Below are 17,068 nucleotides of genomic sequence, written 5' to 3'. Positions count from 1 at the left end.
CCGCCCGGAGCCTCGCCGCGCGCAACCCCGGCTCCCGCTCGGCGGCCGGCGCCGCCGCGCACGCCGCCGGACTGCTCAGCGGCGACCTCAACGAGCTGCTGCGAGCGATCACCGAGTTCCGGGCGGCCGGCCGGCCGCTGGCGCTCGCGTCGGCACTGGAGGACGCAGGGCTGCTCGGACGCGCTACAGGTAACGCTGAAACGCTCCGGTGGTTCAAGGAGGCGCTGTCCATCGCGACCTCGGTCGGTGCCGTGCTCGCCCGGCAACGGCTGGAGGTACTGGTCGGCACACGTGGCGCCACTGCTTCTGCCGGCTCACGATCCGCCTCCTGCCTGCCGGAGCTGTCACCCGCCGAACGGCGGGTGGCCATGGAGGTCGCGGTCGGCAAGACGAACATCGAGGTCGCCGAAACTCTGTACATCTCCCGGCACACCGTGGACGCGCATCTGCGCACCATCTTCGCCAAGCTCGGCGTGCGCCGCCGGTCCGAATTGAGCGCACGTGTGACCCGAGAGTGTGGCCCCGTCATTACCGGGCTCGATCAGGGCTTGGACCCGGGGGCAAGGTCATGAGCGCACTGCCGATTGTCCGCGCCTGCGACGCTACTGATGGTGCGGCTGGCGGTAGTTCGGTTCACGCGGCCACCATGTGGAAGTGAGGCCTGCCGGCCGTGGTGGCCTCCGGGGCCGAAACGGGCTCGTGCAGACGGGGCGCGCTGCCGTTCTACCGGCTCGCGCACCCCGCCCGCGTCTGCGGGTCCTTCCTCAGCAGCCGATTCGGGAGCTGCCGGCCGCCACGTCGTCGTACCAGAGAGTGTCGGCGCCCTCGCCGTAGCTCTCCCAGCCCAGCTTCAGGTCGGTGAGCTTCGGGCGGTACGTGCGATTGAGCCATTGCCCGTCGATGTCGTGGGTGGCCACCCCGTCCTGCAGCAGGCCCGGTACCGACGTGCCGTTGAGCCAGGTCTCCATCGTGCCGTCGGTGCCGTTGACCTTGAACTCGACGCAGTTCCAGGTGTCCACCGGCAGTGGGCGCGACAGGGCGACCCCGGCCGGGCTCTGTTCGGGCAGTGTGGCGTCGTCGGAGGCGCGGTTCCACTGCAGAGCGCCGTTCTGGCCGCCGAGGCGCAGGTCACGGTTGCCGTCGTTGGTGTCGCGGAGGGCGACCATGGTGATGTGCGAGGTGGGCAGGGCGGTGGTGTGCCGCACCCAGTAGCGGACGTAGGTGGCGTCGCCCAGGATCGCGGCGTTGCGCACGAAGACGTGGTTGCAGTAGCCGGTCGCGCCGTTGATCCGCAGCGAGGTGCTGCCGCTGTGTGCCACCGCCTTGTCGACCGTGGCAGTGCCGGCGCCCTGGCAGTCCGGGTAGGTGACCGTCCAGTCCCCGGTCGGCGTTCCGGCGGCCTGGGTCTCGAATCCGTCACAGCGGATCCCGGTCCCGCAGGCCGGCGCCGGCCCGGTCGACGTCGACGGGCTCGGGGACGCGCTCGACGGTGCCGGACTTGACGGTGCGGGGCTCGACGGTGCGGGGCTCGACGGTGCGGGGCTCGACGGCGGAGGGCTCGACGGTGGCACGTCGCCGGCGCAGGAGACGCCGTTGAGGGCGAAGTCGGTCGGCTTGGCGTTGGTGCCGGAGTAGGTGGCCTGGAACCCGAACGACGTCGCCGCGCCGGTGTTCAGTGAGCCGTTCCAGCTCACGTTGGACGCCGTCACCTTGGCGCCGGACTGGGTGATCTGTGCGTTCCAGCCGTTGGAGATGGTCTGGTTGCCGCCGAACGTCCAGGTCAGGGCCCAGGAGGTGACGGCGGGGCCGGTGTTGGTGAGTTTGACGTCCGTGGTGAATCCGGTGGCCCATTGGTTGACGGTGAAGTCGACGGTGCAGGCGGTGGCAGCCTGAGCCGCGGGGACGTGCAGGCCGACGATGATCCCGCCGGACGCGACGGCGACCGCCGCGGCAGCGAGCAGGGGACGGGGACGCATGGGGGTGCCTCCTCGGGAACGGGGGAATGGGAGCGCTCCCAAACATAGATGAGCGTACATGGTAGTGAAAGCGTGGACGGTCCGGTCCGAGGGGCGTATCGATACACGTTTAGGGCTGCCGCCGGGGGGAAGTAGGACCTGTCCCGGATGATCGGGAGAAAGCGGGGGATTGTGATCATGGGCGTGATACCGGTCATCGAGGATCCCGGCAACGACACCACCGTCAACGGCGGCACTGAGATCGTGTGGCATGCCATGCCCGGCGCGTCGGTGGTCCGCGTGGCCGGTGACGTCGATCTTTCAACGGCGGCCCGACTGCGTACGGCGTTCGAGGCGGCGCTGGAGGAGTCGGCCTGGGTCATCGTCGACCTGCGGCGTGCCGAGTCCGTCGACTCGGTCGGCCTGGGCGTGCTGATCGCCGTGCGTGAGGCGGCGCGCCGGCGGGGCGGCGACCTGTTGCTGGCGACCGCCTCGCCGTTCTTCGTGTCGGTTCTGCGTGCCGCTCGCCTGGACGCGTTGTTCACGCTGTTCGACACCGTGCCCCGCGCGATCACGTACGCGCTGAAACCTGGTCTCAGGTCTCCGGGGTGCCGCTGACGGTGGTCAGCACGTCCAGCAGGCCGCTGATCTCCAGCGTCCGCCGGGTGATGCCGCCCGGGTTGGTCACCACGAAGCCGGCCGCCCACAGCTGAGCCCGGTCGCGGGCGCGCATCAGGGCGTGGATTCCGGACGAGTCGCAGAAGTCGAGGCCGCCGACGTCGATGACCAGCTGGTTCGGGCGGTTCGCGGTGAGGGCCGCGGCCACCGCGTCGTCGAGGCCGACCGCGGTCGCCATGTCCAGGTCGCCGGTCAGGGCCAGGCGCGTGACGCGATCGCCGTCGTGGCTGGTGGTGATGTTCATGCTGCCTCCGTCCTGCTGGTTCCGGTCGCGGGCGTGCCGTTGCCGGGGCATGGCGGCAGCTCGGCGCACACCCGTTTGCCGCCCTCGTGTGACTGCACGTACCACCGGTCGGTCAGCGTGTCGATGATCCGCAGGCCGAGGCCACCGGTCCCGTCGGGGTCGCGGGGCCGCGGTATCACCGAGGAGCCGTCGGCTACGGACACCGTGATCTGCCCGGCGTGCGACTCGATCGCGACGACGATCTCGCCGCCGCCGTGCCGGACCGCGTTGGAGACCAGTTCGCTGACCACCACGGCGGTGTCGTCCAGCCACGCGCGATCGCGCAGGCCCCACCCGCCGAGCACCGCCGTCACCGTGCTGCGCGCCCAGCCGGGCGCCGAGCCGTCCAGCGGCAGGTCGAAATGAGCCGTCAAGGTACTCAATCGAGCGAGTCACCTCCCCACACACTCGTCGTCACCACCCGCGAAGGCCGAGGCCTTCGAAGCTGCGGCGGGTCTGTACCCCGGTCTTCAGAACGACATGCGAATCGACGCAACTTTACCGCTTGTGGGGGCGCGCCGGCGCTCGGGCCGATGAATCGACGCTCATGCGGATCCGCGCTGGACTAGCCGCGTGGGCAGGATGAGTGACGCGGGTTCCTGTCCCGCGATCACCGCGACCAGCATCCGCGCCATCTCCTGCCCCAGGGACTGGATCGACTGGTGCACGGTGGTGAGCGCCGGGTCGGTTCGTTCGGCTATGCCTAGATCGTCGAAGCCCACCACGGCCACCTCGTCCGGCACCGACCGCCCGGCCTCGGCCAGTGCTCGGACGGCCCCGGCCGCCATGTTGTCGCTGGCGGCGAACACGGCGTCCAGGTCGGGGTGCGCCTCGAGCAGCGCCCTCATCGCCGCGGCGCCGCCGGCCTCGGTGAAGTCGCCCTCCGCCGTGCCGTGCGGGGCGAGGCCCGCGATGATCATCGCTTCCTGGTAGCCGCGGTACCGGACCCTGCCCACCTCCGTGGACAGTTGGCCGGTGATGCTGGCGATACGCCTCCGGCCGAGCCCGATGAGATGGTCGGTCGCGAGTCGTGCTCCACCGAGGTTGTCCGAGTCGACGTACCACCGTGGCTCGAAATGCACCGGCCGGCCGCCGTAGACGGCCGGCAGGCCGGCCTGCTCCACGATGTCGGGCAACGGATCGTTCTCCCGCAGTGCGATGAGCATGATGCCGTCCACCCCGCGCGTGCGCAGCAGGTTCGTCAGCCGGGACCGGCCCCGGCCGGAACTGGCCAGGCACAGCAGCAGGTGCAGGTCGGTCTCCTCGAGGGCCGTGGACACCCCGACGATCACCTGGGCGAAGAACGGGTCGGCGAACAACTCGGGGTCGTCGTGCGGGATCGCGAGCGCGACGATCCCGGTCTGCTGGGTGGCCAGTGCGCGGGCCGTACGGTTGGGAAGGTAGCCCATCTCCCTGATGGCCTTCTCGACCGCGTCGCGGGTGGCGCGACTGACGTGCGGCGCATTGTTGATCACCCGGGACGCCGCGGAACGGGATACGCCGGCTCGCTCGGCCACCTCGTCGAGGGTGGGCTGTCGCCGCGGGTTCGCTGCCATCTCGATGCCGGGCCTTCCTGTCCGATGCGGGGTGACAGACCCGTCGCGGGTCGGCCGGCTGATCATATCGGTCGATTCAAGACCACCACTGGAAGCGGTCCCAGCCGAGGCTTGCCATGCATCGACGGACCTCTTGACAATCAGTGCCCTGACATCGAGCATCGATCGAGAGTTACGAATCGCCTCTCCTGGAAGCGCTTCCAGTTTGCGGTCGTTCTCCGTGGCATCCCCAGCCACCCGCCCCACGTCGCCGCGACGGTGGAACACGCGGCCGACGCATCCCCCATCAGGAGAAACGTCGATGAAACGACCGATCCGAACCCGCATTCTCGCGACCCTGGCCCTGGTGATCCCCGCCGTCCTTCTCGGCGCTCCGGCCGCCCACGCCGACCCGCTGAGCCAGACCAGTGGCTTCTACGTCAATCCCAGCTCCAGCCCGGCCACGTGGGCCGCCGCCAACCCCGGCGACGGACGGGCCGCCGCGATCCGCACCTCGATCGCTCAGAAGCCGATGGCCAGCTGGTTCGGCAGCTGGAGCGGCGACATCGGCGGCGCGGTCGGGCGGTACGTCGGGGCTGCTGACGCCGTCGACAAGCTTCCGCTGCTGGTGGCGTACAACCTTCCCGGCCGCGACGCGTGCGGCGGACACTCCGGCGGAGGCGCGGGCAGCGTCGCCGCGTACGACTCCTGGATCTCCTCCTTCGCCGCCGCCATCGGCAACCGCCCCGCCGTCGTGGTCCTGGAACCGGACTCGCTGGGCGACTTCAACTGCATGAACCAGGGGCAGATCAACGACCGGGTGGGGATGCTCTCCCGCGCGATCAACCAGTTCCGGACCAAGGCGCCGAACACCTGGGCCTACCTCGACGCGGGCAACCCGGGATGGGTGGACGCCGCGACGATGGCGCAGCGGCTCAACCTGGCCGGAGCCGCCGGCGCCCGCGGCTTCGCGCTCAACGTGTCGAACTACTTCCCGACGGGCGACAACAGCAACTACGGCAACCGGGTCGCCGGCGAACTGCGGCGCTTCGGATACAGCAAGCCGTTCGTGATCGACACCAGCCGCAACGGCAACGGCTCCAACGGTCAGTGGTGCAACCCGGCCGGCCGCCGGATCGGCACCCCGACCCAGCTGGGCGGCGGCGCGGAGATGCTGCTGTGGCTCAAGACGCCCGGCGAGTCCGACGGCAACTGCGGCGTCGGCGCCGGATCCAGCGCCGGGCAGTTCCTGCCCGAGGTCGCCTACCGGATGATCTTCGGATACTGACCGGCCGCCGCCGGTGCCGGCGGGAGTGAAACCTGGGACGGCTGAGCAGCAGGTATGCACCGCCCGCTGCTCAGCCGGTACGGCGCGGTTGCAACTTCGGAGCCGGTCGTCCACGCGCTCAATTCCTACGGCTCCCGCTCGAAGTGGCCCTGTGACGCGGCCCGGATCACACCGGGCCGCCTTCATCGGGGGAGAGTTGAATGGGGTCGACGCCACTGCAGGCACCGGAACGACGGCACGGAATGCTGGGACGGGTGGCCGATCTGCGGGTCAGCACCAAGATCCTGTCCGCGGTCCTGGTGGTCGCCACGATCGGCACCGGCGTGTCGTCGTACGCGGTGATGGAGATGGCGGAGATCAACCGCAGCACCGACGCCGTGTACAACGGCAGTCTGCAGCTCAGCACGATCGCTGAGATGCGTAACGCCTTCAACCGGGTACGCATCGACTCGCTCAACCACTTCTCCTCCGGCGAGGCACAGGTCAAAGCCGAGGCGGAGAAGTCCCTCGCCGTCGACCTCGAGGAACTCGCCGACGCCGAGGCCCGGTACAAGGGCTTCGCGCTCGGACCCATCCGCCTGGCGGCCCTCGCCGAGTTCGACACCATCTGGGCCGAGTACGTGTCGGTGCTCAACGACAAGCTGCTGCCACTGAGCCGCGCCGGCAAGTCCGCCGAGGTCACGGCTATCCGCAAGGCACAGATCAACCCGCTGGTGTCGCGGGCCCGTGACGCCATGGACACCCTCTCGGCGCAGACCCTCGTCAAGGCGAACGAGCAGAAGGCCGCGGCCCAGGCCGCCTACACCACCGGCCGTACGCTGGTCATCTCCTTGATCGTCGCGGGGTTGCTGGTGGGCGTGGCCGCGGCCATGGGCATCGCCCGGCTGATCACCAAGCCGCTGGCGCGCTGCGTGAAGGTGCTGATGTCCATCCGCGACGGCGACCTGACCGCCCGCACCGGCCTGACCGGCAAGGACGAGGTCGGCCTTCTCGCGCAGGCACTGGACACCTCCACGACGGCGGTCGGCGACATGGTGCGCCAGGTCGCCGAGAACGCCCACCACGTGGCGGCGGCCTCCGAGGAGCTGTCGGCGGTGTCGGTGCAGCTGTCACAGGCCGCCGAGGAGACCTCCGCGCAGGCCGGAACCGTCTCCGACGCCGCCGGGCAGGTGTCGCGCAACGTCGAGACCGTCGCGGCCGGCGCCGACCAGATGGGCGTCGCGATCCGCGAGATCTCGACCAGCGCCACCCAGGCCGCCTCCGTGTCCGCGCAGGCCGCGCAGAACGCCGAGCGGACCAACGGGATCGTCGCGAACCTCGGCCGGTCCTCCACCGAGATCACCAGTGTGGTCCAGACGATCACCGCGATCGCCGAGCAGACCAACCTGCTGGCCCTGAACGCCACCATCGAGGCGGCCCGCGCCGGTGAGATGGGCAAGGGCTTCGCCGTGGTCGCCTCCGAGGTCAAGGACCTCGCCCAGGAGACCGCCCGCGCCACCGACGACATCACCCGCCGCATCGGCGCGATCCAGGCCGACACCGACCAGGCGGTCTCGGCGATCGGTGAGATCGCCGAGGTGACCGCGCGGATCAACGACTACGCCGCCACCATCGCCGCCGCTGTGGAGGAGCAGACGGCCACCACCAACGAGATGGCCCGTAGCGTCACCGAGGCATCGACCAGCGCCGGTGACATCGCCGGGAACATCGTCGGGGTCGCCCAGTCGGCGGGCGCCACCGCCGCCGGCGCGACCGAGACCCAGTCGACCGCGCAGGAACTGGCCCGGATGGCATCCGAGCTGCGCCAGACGATCGCCGTCTATCGCGTATGACGTCTCGCCGGGACGCGGGCCGATCAGGTAGTAGATCAGCCCGCGTCCCTCGGCGGTTCGCGGCACACCGGCAGACCGCCGCGCGAGTGCCGCGACGGCAGCTGACCCCTCCGAACAGGACACCCGGCGGGTGGTTACCCCTTTCGGGTGAGTGCCATTCTGTGACAGATTGGTGCGGCACGGAGTGGGGCGGCGGGGGGCCGGTAATACATGGCATCGAAACAGGCACGAGCACGGCAGCGGCGTCGGGCGATCGCGTCGATCACGCGTGGCACCGGACCGCGGGTTTTGTCCCTGGCGACGATCGCGGCGGCGGTGCTGTATCCGGCTGCCGCGGCACAGGCCGCACCGCCGGTGTTCACGGCCCGGGCGGCGGCCGCGCCGGTGGCCCCGTGCGGCAACGGCGCGGTGACCGCGGCCGACAAGGCGATCGCCGACCGGCTGCGCCCGGCAATGAACGGACCCCGGCTCGGCTCGGCCGTCAGCGGCCGCAGCATCGCCTGCGCCCGCGTGATCGTCGGCACCGTCCAGGCACGTGGCCTGGGCCCGCGAGCCGCGGTCATCGCCGTGACGACCGCGATCGCCGAGAGCACGCTGAACAACCACGCCGTCGCCCACGACCACGACAGCCTCGGCCTGTTCCAGCAGCGGCCCTCGCAAGGCTGGGGCCGGCCCGCCCAGCTCACGAACGTGGAGTACGCGACCAACGCGTTCCTGAGCTCGATGCTGCGCAACCACCCCGGCGACGGCTGGATGACCGGCGACATCGGCGCGATCTGTCAGCGGGTGCAGCGCTCGGCCTACCCCGGGGCGTACTCGCCCGAGGTACACGACGCGGACCTCATCGTCGCGCAGCTGTGGGGCCGCTCGGCTCCCGCGCCGATCCCCGCAGCCGGCTCCGCGACACCGGCGACGCCGGCAACGCCGTCCGGTCCTTACCAGAAGGCCCTGATCACGGCGGGCACCGAACTGGGTGACCTCGCCGGCCGCAACGACCTGCTGCTGGCCGACTGGAACGCCGACAAGCACCCCGACCTGATGCTGGTGCGCGGCTCCGGCTCGCCCACCGGCCGCGCCGAGGTCCGCATCATGGACGGCGCTTCGAACTTCGCCGGCCTGCTGCTGACCACGAGCACCGCCATCGCCGCGACCGAGAACCCGCAGACGTACGCGGTCACCGACTGGAACGGCGACAACCGGCCCGACCTGCTCGTCGTCCGCAAGTCCGGCTCCGCCGGCTCCGCCACCGAGGTGGTCGTCCTCGACGGGGCGTCGTCCTTCCGGCAGGCGCTGGCGGAGATCGGTACGGCACTCGCCGCCACCGACGACCGGCACCATTTCGCCGTCGCCGACTGGAACGGCGACGCCCGCCCCGACCTGGTGGTCACCCAGACGTCCGGCACCGCGAGCGGCAAGATGGAGGTTCAGGTCCTCGACGGGGCGTCGAACTTCCAGCGGCTGCTGGCGCCGGTCATCGTCACCGCGGAGCCCGGGAACACCGCGCATCGGGTGGCGGTCACCGACTACAACGATGACCGCCGGGTCGACCTCGTGGTGATCCAGAAGTCGCTCACCGCCACGGGCAAGACCCAGCTGCGGATCCTTGACGGCGCCGCGAACCTGCAGCGCCAGCAGGCCCGCACCGACACGGCACCCGGCGTCTCCGGCCACCTCGACATGCTGATCACCGAGTGGAACGGCGACCGCCGCCCCGATCTGATGATGGTGCAGAAGACCGGCACCGCCAGCGGCCGCACCGAACTGGTCGTCCTCGGCGGCTGAACCCGGTCACCCGGCAGGCGTCACACGGTGTAACCCTGGGCCGGATCGCGCAGCGCGCCGCCGATCCCGCCCAGGGCGTCGCCGGTCGCGGGTGTCCAGCCCAGGGCGCGCAGCCGGCCGGCGTCCAGTGCGGCGTCGCCGGCCAGGTACCCGGCGAGCGGGCCGTGCGTGGCCAGCGCCTCGGCCAGCGTCCACGACTTCACGGGTACTGCGGCGGCGTACCCGATCGCCTCGAAAAGATCGGCCATGGTGACCGGCACCGCCTCGGCGGCATGGAACGCACCGGTCGCTTTCTTTTCCAGGATCAGCGTGTACGCCGAAGCGAGATCACTGACATGGACGGTGGACCAGCGGTTCTCGCCCGCGTCGATGTACCGGGCGATCCCGTCGGCGCGGGCCTGCCGCACCAGGCCGGCGACCGGTCCGCCGCCCGCGCCGTACACGATCGGCGGGCGCACCACCGCGCCCCGCACCCGCCCGGCCGTCAGCACCCGCTGCTCGGCGGCGGCCAGCCAGGCGAGCGGCCCGACCGGCTGCGCGGTGTCGTCCTCGGCGACCGGCAGCCGCGAGGATCGTGCCCGCGGAGCACCGGTCGTGGTGAGAAACGCGCCGCCGTCCATGGCGCCGAGCATCGCGGTCACCGCCGCCGCGTCGATCCGCGGCCGGTCCTCGCCGGTGTCGGCGGCGGTGTGAACGACCGCGTCACCCGCGGCCGCCGCGGCGGCGAGCACCGGCAGGTCGGTCAGGCCACCGCGCACCGGGATCGCCCCCACGGCCCGGACGCGGGCCGCGGCGGCGTCACTGCGGGCCAGGCCACGAACTCGATGCCCGTGCGCGAGCAACGTACGGGCCACGGCCGAACCGATGTATCCGCTGGCTCCGGTCACGAAAACGTCCACACTGTCTCCCTCGGTGCGTGTGAATGGGGTCGCCTCCGACGCTAGGCAGCGGCCGGCCGCGCGGGTATGTGGCAGAGTGCGGATGCCATGCGCGATCGTCCGGCCCCCGATGTGCTCACCGCCGTCCTGCGGCACATCCGGATCACCACGGGGCATCTCGGGCGCATCGAACTCGGCGCGCCGTGGGGTGTCCGCGTCGCCGCGCACGACACCGTGTCACTGCATCACGTGCTGGCCGGTGAAGGCTGGCTGACCTGTGGCGGGGACGAGATCGCCGTACGGCCGGGCGATCTGGTCATTCTCGCGCACGGGGTGCCGTACGAACTGCGCCACCAGCCGGGCGCGCCGGTCACCGACGAACCCGCCCGGCCGCGGCCGGACACGCTGTCGGTGCGCCGCCGCTACGGTGGCCCCGGCCCGCGGACCGTCCTGCTCTGCGCCGACCTCGACGTCGCGGGAGCGGGCCGGGCGTCGCTCATGCGGGCTCTGCCTCCGGTGGTGCACCTGGCCGGTGGGGTGCCGGGCCTGGACGCGCTGCTCGACCTGCTGCGCCACGAGGTCCGTACCGCCCGGCCCGGCGCCGATCTCGTCGTCGCCCGGCTCACCGAACTGCTGCTGGTACAGGGCATCCGTACCGAGCTGGAACGGCCCGCCACGCCCGGCTCGTGGCGGGCCGCTCTCGCCGACGAGAACATCGCCCGCGCGCTCGACGCCATGTACACCGCACCGGAACGCCCCTGGACCCTGGCCGGCCTGGCCCGGACCGCCGGCCTGGGCCGCACGACGTTCGCCGCCCGTTTCCGTGAACTCGTCGGCGAGACACCGATCGCCCACCTGACCGCCTGGCGGATGGCCCTGGCCGGCGACCTGCTCCGCGACCAGCCATCGGTGACACTCGCCGACATCGCCACTCGTGTCGGCTATGCCGACGAGTTCGCGTTCAGCACCGCTTTCCACCGCGAGGTCGGCACCCCGCCCGGCACCTACCGCCGGTCACCCTGAGTACGGATCACTCCATGTGCCGGTTCCGGACCCGAAGGGCATCGCCGCCGAGAGTGATCGTGAAGTGGCCGGATCCCGGAGTGACTTCCGCGCCGGGCAGGCCGAAGCGCGGTTCGCAGAGCATCGCCGCGACATCGGAGGCGTACGGATAGCCGCACCATTCCAGCAGCCAGTGGCGCCCGCCGGGCATCAGACGCCGGCTCGACTCGTGGAAATCGCACGGACGCCCCGGGCGTTGCAGCGGATCATTCCACCAGTTGCCCATCGCCCACCGATGGTGCGGGTCGCGGGCACGCATGCGTACCACGAGCGCGTTGACGATCGCGGCGACGCCGGCCGGTGGTGGGACGAGGTCCATCACCTGGTCGTGTTCCTCAGCGGTGACCGGCACGTCGCTGGTCCACCACTCGTAGCCGAAAGGACAGCGAGAGCCGTGGGACGGTCTGTTCTCGAAGTGGGTGCGCGTCTGCTCGGTGACGATCATGCGAGCGCCGGTCGGCAGATGGATCAGGTGGTAATCCGGCCCGTCGGCGTGGTGGGCGCCGGTGACCTGTTCCAGTCGCAGCCCCGGGATGAAGGACGAAGGACCGGGGCGTCTGGCCTGCCCGTTGGGGACCAGGTAGCCGACCACGTTGGGCGCTGCGTCGGTGATGACGACCAGTCTGTCGTACCGCGGCGACATCAGCAGCGTGTAGCTGGTGAGGACGTGCACCATCGACCGGTACGGCAGCGCACTCTTGTCGCCGCCGTTGAACAGATGCTGTCCGAGCAGCGTACGGAGGCTGTGTTGGGCGGGCGTGCACTCGTCGAGGCCGAGTCCATGCCGGTGGACGCCTTGCCGTGCCGTAACCGGGTCTTCGCCGGTCCGTTCGGCGCGGAAGCGAGTGGCTGATCCACGGTTGACCATCGTGACCTTTCGGGCCGCCCGGTCGGCGCTGTCACACGAGGAACCATCAGATCCGTGAACGTGGAGTTGGTGGATAGGTGCGCCACACCTTCACCGCGTCGCCTGCGGGGTACCGGGCCCGAGGGTGGCGACACGTCAGCGGCCCTCCACCGGGCCGGCCTTCCGACAGGAATCTAGCAGGCGGCTCGCCCGGTGCCGATGAGGGCTGGATGTCCTTTCGAGCGAACAATGCCGCCGATCGGGTCCGATTACTGCTTTGATATCGCTTCGTGGCTGACAGTGAGGGAGGGAATTCGGTGAGCCACCTGGAGCGGTCAGATGTCGCACGACCTTCGTCAGCAGCGGCGGCCGGTTCGTGCCGCCAGAGGTGTCTCGCCGGTCAAGGTGACGGTGGCGGTCGTGGTCTCGGGCGTCGTCGTGGTCGCCCTGTTCGCGGCGGGGATCGCGGCGGAGCGGTTCAGCAACGGGCGGCCGGCCGACGCGACGGCCACCTCCGCGGCGCCGGCGCAAGCGGCGCCGCGGAAAGGGGATCCGGTGAAGACGGATCCGGTGAAAGCGGGGCCGGCCTTCGGCGAGGCGGTACGTGACGGGAAGTTCGAGTTCGCCGTCACCCGGGTGGACTGTTCCTCGGCGACGGTCAGCCTCAAACGCCTCAAGCGGACCGCCGACGGGAAGTTCTGCATCGTCGGGCTGACCGTGCGCAACATCGGCGACGGTTCGAAGTACTTCCTGGGACGCGCCCAGACAGCGTACGACACCTCCGGTGCCACCTACGACAGCGACGAACTGGCCGGCCTGTACGTCAACGGCGGCGCCGAAGCGTTCCTGCAGAAACTCGGCCCCGGCGAGAAGGTGTCCGGCAAGCTCGTCTTCGACGTGCCCGAGCGGGTACAACTGGACAGTCTCGAGCTTCACGACTCGCCGCTGTCCGGCGGCGTGAAGGCTCCGCTCCGGGACCGCCACGGCCGTTGAGAGCGCGGACCGTTAGCTTTGGCTGAGTCGAGCCTTAAGGCTTCCTTAGAAAAGATCTTTCGTCGCGGTGGGCATGAATAGTGAGTCGGCTGGAACTTTCGGAACCCGGGAGTCCGGCGCGATCGCTGTCAGACGAGTCGACGAGGTGAATAGTTCGTGCCGAGCCCTTCCAACCGGCGGACCCGCTACATCCTGACGACCATCGGGGCCCTGGGGCTGATCGGAGCCGGCTCGGCGACGATCATTGCGGGCACCGGCTCCGGGGACCGGGAGATCAGTCTCGCCTCGACCACCCCCGACACCAGCATCACGGCCGACGCCGTCACGGACGCCGACACCACCGACACGTCGGCGACCGAGTCGCCGTCCGCCCCGACATCGCCCTCGGCCAGCGCATCGGCATCAGCGTCACCGAAAGCGAGCGCCACCCCGAGCCGTACGCAGTCGAAGCCGGCCTCGTCGACGGCCAAGCGGCGCACCACCGCGCCGACCAGGACCACCCAGGCGCCGTCCGGTGGCGGTTCCACTCCCGGCTCGTCCACGGCTGCCGGTGAGGTGCTGCGACTGGTCAACGTCGAACGGGCGAAGGCCGGCTGCTCGGCGCTCAGCAGCGAGTCGAATCTCGTGGAGGCGGCGCAGAAGCACACCGACCTGCAGGCGGACCAGAACACCATGTCGCACCAGCTGCCCGGCGAGGCGAGCATGGGTGACCGGGTCACCGCGGCGGGCTACAAGTGGCGGGGGCTCGGTGAGAACGTCGCCGCCGGCTACACCAGCGCGGCCAGTGTCATGGACGGCTGGATGAACAGCCCCGGCCACAAGGCCAACATCCTCAACTGCGGCTTCGAGGAGATCGGCGTCGGTATCGCCAAGTCGTCCTCGGGCACCCAGTACTGGACCCAGGTGTTCGCCACCCCCGCCTGACATTCACGGACCGCAAAACGGCCCGGTGGTGCGGCGATTCGCCGTACGACCGGGCCGTTCTGCTTCGGTCCTTGGTCTTGTCAGTCCGGGAACGAGTCGGGGTCGACTTCGGACGATCGCACGTTCCCGCCGAGGCGCGTCTTCAGGCCGATCTCCCAGATCGTGTACTGCCGGGATGTGGTGGTGAACTTCATGTTCGAGTCGAACTTGCTGAACTGGCAGTTGCGTGCGAACCGCTTGCCGTCCCAGTCGGCGCCCGACGAGGTGAACACCTGGTAGGTGCCGTCCTTGATGCGGCCGGTCGTGACCTTCTTGGTGCCTCGCACGTAGACCGAGACCGCCGGCTTCTTGGACCCCACCTTCACCAGCTTGACCACGGTGTCGACGTTGTTGCCGTTGTCGATCTTGAGCTGGCCGCTGCCGCCGGTCGTGCGGGTGATGTAGCTGCCGTTGGCCTTGCGGCGGTTCTGGTCCTTGGTCGGCCCCGGAAGGAACGACCCGAACTTGAACTTCGCGGCCGGGTCGGCGGCGGCGAGTGCCCCGATCGCGGTCCGCAGATCGGCGGCGCCCTCGGTCCGGCTGAGTTCGGCGCTCGCGGAGCCACCGGTGCAGACGTTGCGGCTGTCGGCGGAGCTGGACACCGCCGTCATGTCGTCCTCGAAGGCAGACAGGGCGTCGACGAGGTCGCGGTGCGCCGTGGCGGCGCCCTCCGGCGGCGTCATCGCCGACAGCGACGACGCCTGGGAGCTGACCGTGAGGGCGAGGTCGTCGGCGGCAGCGGACACCGCCTTGGGCGTGGTGGCCTGCCGCAGCTTGTTGATGCCGTCGGTCAGCTGCTGGTTGGCCGCGTCGAGCGCGCTCTGGAACGACGCCGGATCCAGCGGTGGGCTGGTGACGACGGCCTCCGCGGTCGGATCGGCCGCGGCCGTGGTCGTCGTGGTGCTGCTCCCGGTGGTCTTGGCGTCGCTGCCCCGGAACAGGGTCGGCACCAGGCACAGGCCGCCGATGAGGACGATGCCCAGAGCACCGGCGATGACCCGGGCGCGGGTGCCGAACCGCGGCTGGGCGGGCGCGGCGAAGCCGGGCGGGGGATAGCCGGGCTGGGCGTAGCCGGGCGGCGCATATCCGGGAGGACCGGGCGGCGGGCCGTACGGCGGGAGCGGACCGCCGGGAACGACCCGGATCAACACCGACACGGTCCGGGTGGTCGCCGATCCGGTGGCCGGGTCGACCCACGGCAGGTCGACGTTCTGCACCATGCCGTCCTGGGCGCCCGGCGGGAAATAGATCATGACGGGCTCGCCGTTCGGCGGCGTGATCGTCTTTGGAGTACCGGACGCGGCTTCGGCTGCGGTCAGCTCGACGACGACATCCGCGGGTCCCTCGGCGGAGCTACCCCCCGTATTCACATCCATCCCTAGAGTATTGGATGGCAGCGCAAGTTAGTCTATCAATAATGATCAACTGAGATCATCACGAGATCGCGACGTCGTCGAAGTAGACGGTCCCGGTGTTGTCGCCCGACTTCAGGTGCAGTTGGACACTCGTCGCCGTGGCCGGGGCGACGGCGTCCACCGACAACAGGGTCCAGCTCGAGTTCCCGACCGGCAGGCGGTTCGAGGTGTTCTGGCTGATCCAGGCGCCGTTGATGTCGAACCAGCTCAGCGCGATCTCGGTGATCCCGGTGGCGGAGACCCCGCGGGCGTACGCCTCCGCGTGCCACTGATGACCGCCCTGAACCGGCGTGACCGGCGAGGTGAGCAGTGACGGCAGGTTGCTGCCGTTACGGGTCGTGCCGTGGAACCGGGCCGACTTGCTGCCGGTACGCGACGACTCCGACGTGATCGCGGCGGTGCCTGCGGCAGGCTGGTAGTTGCGCCACGGCGAGTCGATCAGCGGCAACTCGAAGCCCAGGTTCAGCACGCTGTTCGAGGTGGTCCCGGTCGTCCACGCGGTACCGGTGACCGACGCGCTGCTCTTCGCGGTCGTGTCGGTGCGGTACAGGCCGAACTTGTACTGGGCGGGCATGGTGGACACCGCCGAGTTCGGCGGGATCGCGCCCGCGGCGAAGTCGTTGAGCGTCCACGGCGCCACCGAGCCGACACCGGCCTCGAAGGACGCGCGGAACACCCGGGCCAGATAGGCGGACTGTTCGCCCTCGGTGCCGGTGTGGGTGCTGACGCCGGTCTCACCGATCACGATCGGGTCGGGGGCCACCGCGTTCTGGGCGCGGCGGATCTCGGCCAGGGAGCGTTCCGAGGCGCCGTAGAAGTGGAAGTCGTAGTAGTCCAGCGGAGTGGTGGCCAGCTGCGACCTGATGCTCGCCATCCCGGTGGCGCCGGTGCCTCCGTCGACGGACAGGGTCAACGGCATGGCAGGAGCGACGGTACGGATCGCCGGGATGACCTGACGGACCCAGGTGACCGCGGCGGCGTCACCGGGCTGGAACTCGTTCTTCACCTCGACGGCGATCACGCGCGGATCCGTGGCGTACGGCGTCACCAGGGACTGCGCCCAGGTGATGCTGTTCGCCACGTCGGAGTAGCCGGACCACCAGTCGAACAGCGTCAGCTTGACGCTCAGGCCGTGCGTGTCCGCGATGCCGATGAACTGGCTGAGCTTCTGGGCGTACGCCGGAGCCGGTGTGGGATATCCGAAGGTCTGCGGGAAGATGATCGCCCGCACGTTGGTGGCGCCGAGCGCGGCGGCCCTGGTCAGGTCCGCGTCGATGCGGACCGGGTCGAAATTGGTCCACATGAACGTCCACCCGGCGTTGGACGGGTAGTAGTTGATCGTCTTCGCGGACTGGACCGCGGCCATCCGGCTCGCCATGGTCGGCGGGGTGGCGTGGGCGGGGGAGACCGGCGGCAGCACCATGCTCAGCAGCAGGGAACCGGCCAGGACGAGGGCGCGCAGGGGGAGACGGCGCATGGGGGACCAGGCCTTCCAGGGGGATCATCTCGGAGGGCTTCGCGGTGTGGTCACGCGGAAGCATCTATCGATGACGGTAT

The 17,068-nt window shown here is 70.3% G+C and carries 16 protein-coding genes; 8 read left to right on the top strand and 8 right to left on the bottom strand.

Annotation, left to right across the window (positions count from 1 at the left end; all coding sequences use genetic code 11):
- A partial coding sequence (locus CLV67_RS43625) for a helix-turn-helix transcriptional regulator (protein WP_146169537.1) occupies positions 1 to 572 on the top strand: 572 nt, incomplete at its 5' end.
- A gap of 192 nt (positions 573 to 764) precedes the next feature.
- Here CLV67_RS43625 and CLV67_RS43620 read toward each other — a convergent pair.
- The gene (locus tag CLV67_RS43620) at positions 765 to 1,976 is read right to left on the bottom strand and encodes a cellulose-binding domain-containing protein (protein ID WP_106329536.1); all 1,212 of its coding nucleotides are present in this window, start codon (positions 1,974 to 1,976) and stop codon (positions 765 to 767) included.
- Between the two features lie 177 nt (positions 1,977 to 2,153).
- Here CLV67_RS43620 and CLV67_RS43615 point away from each other — a divergent pair, with 177 nt between their 5' ends.
- A complete protein-coding gene (locus CLV67_RS43615) occupies positions 2,154 to 2,573 on the top strand; it encodes an STAS domain-containing protein (RefSeq protein ID WP_170154233.1) in 420 nt (139 codons plus the stop codon).
- Here CLV67_RS43615 and CLV67_RS43610 read toward each other — a convergent pair.
- From CLV67_RS43610 to CLV67_RS43600, 3 genes are all read right to left on the bottom strand, one after another.
- Positions 2,551 to 2,877 carry an STAS domain-containing protein gene (locus CLV67_RS43610; RefSeq protein WP_170154232.1) on the bottom strand — a complete coding sequence of 109 codons (327 nt, stop codon included), beginning with the start codon at positions 2,875 to 2,877 and terminating at the stop codon, positions 2,551 to 2,553. The genes CLV67_RS43615 and CLV67_RS43610 overlap by 23 nt on opposite strands.
- Positions 2,874 to 3,299, bottom strand: coding sequence for an ATP-binding protein (locus CLV67_RS43605; protein ID WP_106329530.1), 426 nt, complete (start codon positions 3,297 to 3,299; stop codon positions 2,874 to 2,876). The genes CLV67_RS43610 and CLV67_RS43605 overlap by 4 nt, the downstream gene beginning before the upstream one ends.
- A 162-nt stretch (positions 3,300 to 3,461) precedes the next feature.
- Positions 3,462 to 4,472, bottom strand: coding sequence for a LacI family DNA-binding transcriptional regulator (locus CLV67_RS43600; RefSeq protein ID WP_106329570.1), 1,011 nt, complete (start codon positions 4,470 to 4,472; stop codon positions 3,462 to 3,464).
- Between the two features lie 301 nt (positions 4,473 to 4,773).
- Here CLV67_RS43600 and CLV67_RS43595 point away from each other — a divergent pair, with 301 nt between their 5' ends.
- From CLV67_RS43595 to CLV67_RS43585, 3 genes are all read left to right on the top strand, one after another.
- Positions 4,774 to 5,739, top strand: coding sequence for a glycoside hydrolase family 6 protein (locus tag CLV67_RS43595; RefSeq protein WP_106329528.1), 966 nt, complete (start codon positions 4,774 to 4,776; stop codon positions 5,737 to 5,739).
- A 200-nt stretch (positions 5,740 to 5,939) separates the two neighbouring features.
- Positions 5,940 to 7,571, top strand: coding sequence for a methyl-accepting chemotaxis protein (locus CLV67_RS43590; protein WP_106329526.1), 1,632 nt, complete (start codon positions 5,940 to 5,942; stop codon positions 7,569 to 7,571).
- Between the two features lie 288 nt (positions 7,572 to 7,859).
- Positions 7,860 to 9,353, top strand: a complete 1,494-nt coding sequence (locus tag CLV67_RS43585; RefSeq protein WP_239166832.1) for an FG-GAP repeat domain-containing protein — start codon at positions 7,860 to 7,862, stop codon at positions 9,351 to 9,353.
- A 20-nt stretch (positions 9,354 to 9,373) separates the two neighbouring features.
- Here CLV67_RS43585 and CLV67_RS43580 read toward each other — a convergent pair whose 3' ends face one another.
- The gene (locus tag CLV67_RS43580) at positions 9,374 to 10,252 is read right to left on the bottom strand and encodes an NAD-dependent epimerase/dehydratase family protein (RefSeq protein ID WP_203737699.1); all 879 of its coding nucleotides are present in this window, start codon (positions 10,250 to 10,252) and stop codon (positions 9,374 to 9,376) included.
- A gap of 87 nt (positions 10,253 to 10,339) precedes the next feature.
- On the opposite strand from CLV67_RS43580, the gene CLV67_RS51460 reads away from it, so the two are divergent.
- Positions 10,340 to 11,254, top strand: a complete 915-nt coding sequence (locus tag CLV67_RS51460; RefSeq protein ID WP_170154231.1) for an AraC family transcriptional regulator — start codon at positions 10,340 to 10,342, stop codon at positions 11,252 to 11,254.
- 7 nt (positions 11,255 to 11,261) lie between these two features.
- Here CLV67_RS51460 and CLV67_RS43565 read toward each other — a convergent pair whose 3' ends face one another.
- The gene (locus CLV67_RS43565) at positions 11,262 to 12,161 is read right to left on the bottom strand and encodes a hypothetical protein (protein WP_106329520.1); all 900 of its coding nucleotides are present in this window, start codon (positions 12,159 to 12,161) and stop codon (positions 11,262 to 11,264) included.
- A gap of 318 nt (positions 12,162 to 12,479) precedes the next feature.
- Between CLV67_RS43565 and CLV67_RS43560 the strand changes: the two genes are divergently transcribed.
- Entirely contained in the window at positions 12,480 to 13,133 is a 654-nt protein-coding gene (locus tag CLV67_RS43560; RefSeq protein ID WP_106329518.1) for a DUF4352 domain-containing protein, read from the top strand.
- Positions 13,134 to 13,289: 156 nt separating this feature from the next.
- Positions 13,290 to 14,057, top strand: coding sequence for a CAP domain-containing protein (locus CLV67_RS51455; protein WP_146169534.1), 768 nt, complete (start codon positions 13,290 to 13,292; stop codon positions 14,055 to 14,057).
- 80 nt (positions 14,058 to 14,137) lie between these two features.
- Here the strand turns inward: CLV67_RS51455 and CLV67_RS43545 are convergent, their stop codons facing one another.
- The gene (locus CLV67_RS43545; RefSeq protein WP_146169533.1) at positions 14,138 to 15,472 is read right to left on the bottom strand and encodes a hypothetical protein; all 1,335 of its coding nucleotides are present in this window, start codon (positions 15,470 to 15,472) and stop codon (positions 14,138 to 14,140) included.
- Positions 15,473 to 15,530: 58 nt separating this feature from the next.
- Positions 15,531 to 16,988 carry a cellulase family glycosylhydrolase gene (locus CLV67_RS43540; protein ID WP_106329512.1) on the bottom strand — a complete coding sequence of 486 codons (1,458 nt, stop codon included), beginning with the start codon at positions 16,986 to 16,988 and terminating at the stop codon, positions 15,531 to 15,533.
- Positions 16,989 to 17,068: the final 80 nt, after the last annotated feature.

Source organism: Actinoplanes italicus, from assembly GCF_003001815.1.
Classification (GTDB): Bacteria; Actinomycetota; Actinomycetes; order Mycobacteriales; family Micromonosporaceae; genus Actinoplanes; species Actinoplanes italicus.
This window is presented reverse-complemented; position numbering and strand designations above follow the sequence as displayed.

Coding starts and splice junctions, on each gene's coding strand:
- CLV67_RS43620 (WP_106329536.1), bottom strand. CDS start 1,976: ATGCGTCCCCGTCCCCTGCTCGCTGCCGCGGCGGTCGCCGTCGCGTCC.
- CLV67_RS43615 (WP_170154233.1), top strand. CDS start 2,154: ATGGGCGTGATACCGGTCATCGAGGATCCCGGCAACGACACCACCGTC.
- CLV67_RS43610 (WP_170154232.1), bottom strand. CDS start 2,877: ATGAACATCACCACCAGCCACGACGGCGATCGCGTCACGCGCCTGGCC.
- CLV67_RS43600 (WP_106329570.1), bottom strand. CDS start 4,472: ATGGCAGCGAACCCGCGGCGACAGCCCACCCTCGACGAGGTGGCCGAG.
- CLV67_RS43595 (WP_106329528.1), top strand. CDS start 4,774: ATGAAACGACCGATCCGAACCCGCATTCTCGCGACCCTGGCCCTGGTG.
- CLV67_RS43590 (WP_106329526.1), top strand. CDS start 5,940: ATGGGGTCGACGCCACTGCAGGCACCGGAACGACGGCACGGAATGCTG.
- CLV67_RS51460 (WP_170154231.1), top strand. CDS start 10,340: ATGCGCGATCGTCCGGCCCCCGATGTGCTCACCGCCGTCCTGCGGCAC.
- CLV67_RS43565 (WP_106329520.1), bottom strand. CDS start 12,161: ATGGTCAACCGTGGATCAGCCACTCGCTTCCGCGCCGAACGGACCGGC.
- CLV67_RS43560 (WP_106329518.1), top strand. CDS start 12,480: ATGTCGCACGACCTTCGTCAGCAGCGGCGGCCGGTTCGTGCCGCCAGA.
- CLV67_RS43545 (WP_146169533.1), bottom strand. CDS start 15,472: ATGGATGTGAATACGGGGGGTAGCTCCGCCGAGGGACCCGCGGATGTC.
- CLV67_RS43540 (WP_106329512.1), bottom strand. CDS start 16,988: ATGCGCCGTCTCCCCCTGCGCGCCCTCGTCCTGGCCGGTTCCCTGCTG.